The sequence below is a fragment of the Streptomyces calidiresistens genome (assembly GCF_014141525.1).
Taxonomy (GTDB): Bacteria; Actinomycetota; Actinomycetes; order Streptomycetales; family Streptomycetaceae; genus Streptomyces; species Streptomyces calidiresistens.
On sequence record NZ_VKHS01000919.1, the window covers coordinates 1 to 1,972 of the forward strand.

General features: G+C 69.1%; 1 pseudogene. It reads right to left on the bottom strand.

The window, feature by feature from the left end:
• Window positions 1-350: 350 nt before the first annotated feature.
• A pseudogene (locus FOE67_RS24125) lies at window positions 351-1,972 on the bottom strand (hypothetical protein); the annotation flags it as partial.

Consider the following 1,972-nt stretch of genomic DNA (forward strand, 5'->3'; position numbering starts at 1 on the left):
GGCGCCCCGGTGCGGGTGGGGTCGGTATCGGGTGCGGATGGTGCTCGGCGTGCGGACGATGCGCGTCGGGCAACGGATTCTTCCCCTCGTGAGGCGGGACCGGACGGTCCCGAAGCGGGGGGAAGCCTCATGCGTCCCCCCACGCGTGATCAGCGACCTGCTCGGCGGAACGGGCCATTCGGCAGGGCATCCCTGCGGGCGTTCGGCGGAGACAAGGCGCTCTGACGGTGATATCGCTTGGTACCGATACGAGGTGCTCGAAACGGTTCGGAGTGGAAACGGCCGGCCCCGGGCTCGGGAAGGTCACCACCTCCCCGAGCCCGGACCGTTGATGTCGCGTCGGGCCCGGGTTAGCGGGTGCGCCAGGCGTCGATGATGGTTTGTTCGGTGGTGTTGCCGTTGGTGTCGGTGAGGTGGGCGCGCAGGGAGACGGAGCCTCCGGCGGGGGGGTTGTGGACGGTGAAGGAGCGGTTGTCCTTCTTGTCGGTGACCTTGCCGGTGACCTTGGTGGTCTTCCAGGTGTTTCCGCCGTCGAGGGAGACCTCGATGCGCAGGGTCTCGGTGTTCTTTCCGGCGGCGGCGCCGACGACGGTCAGGGGTACCTTGATCTTCTTTCCGGCCTTGGCGGTGCTGTCCAGGGCGAGGTCGGGTTGGTAGCGGACCGCGGAGATCGGCAGCTGTGTCTCCTCGCCCTCCGGCGGGGCGGCGGAGTGGAAGGTGTGGGCGGTCTCCACCCGGGTGGAGACCGGGGCGGCGGTGTCGGTGCGGTCCGTGACCGTCTCCAGGCGGTAGTCACCCGCCCCGGCGGGCACGTCGAGGGCCACGAAGCCGAGTGCATCGGGTACCCGGGACACCTCCTCGCCGTCCCGGTACAGCACCGTCTCGCCAGTGGCGTCGTAGGCCACTCCCGGGTGGCCCGCTCCATCCGCGAGGGGCCACAGCACTCCCCAGATGCTGCCCTCGGTCCGAACGAAGCCGATGTCCTCCGGGGCGGGGCCGAAGACCCCGACGTTGAAGGTGTCCGTCCGCGAGGAGCCGGGCCGCAGATCCGGGTACGTCGCGAAGTGGACACTCTCGACATACCACGCAGGCGTCTCCTGGGTCATCTCCTGGTACCAGGTGAGGCCCGCGGGTCGGATGTACACATCCACCTCGGTCGGGGAGTCGTAGAAGTTCTCGTAGAAGGCGAAGGGGAACTCCCGGGGGTACGTGGCCAACCATGCCTCCCGTCCCGGAGCCCACATTCCCACCCGGGTGGTGATGCGGGCCAGGTCCCGAGCCGTGGTGTGATGGGTCACTCCACTGGGCAGACCCTCCCGGTCCACGAGCGCGGCGTGGTAGCGCCGGGTTCCATCGGGTGTCTCCCACGTGGACATCGCGCCACCGATCACCTCGAACTGATCGGGGTAGGATCCGATCTGGGCGGTGCGGAGTGAGATTCCGCCCGGCATGGACAAGCCCGTGCTGGTCGAAAGCTCCTCGGACTCGACCCCGACCCCGATATCCCACCACCGGTGGTCGGCCCGGCGATCGTGCAGGGTCATCCGTACCGGCCGGGCGTCGGCCGAGGAGTGGGTCAACCGGATGTCCTCGAACTTCTCACCCACCTCGAGCCAGGGGTGCAGCATCCAGGTGAGTTCGTTCTCTTCGGCCTGTCCGATTCGGGTGTCGATCGTCCAGTTTCCCCCGGGCAGACGGAGCCTGCCCACGTGCGGCCCCTCGTCCGGGTCGGGTTCGAAGAAACGCACCTCCCCGGTGATCGGGTTGAACGCCCTCGTCAGCCAGTTCTCGGTGGGTTCGCCGGCCCGGTCCAGGTGCTCGACCCGCACCGTGGACATCCGGGGCTCCATGTAGAGGTTGCCGGCGGTGCGGACCTCGCGTTCCCCGTCGGTGGCGGTCACGGTGGTGCCGTACACGCCCGCGCCCTCCTCGCCGAGCCCGGGGTCGGCGGTGAGCGCGACGCTCGCCGTTC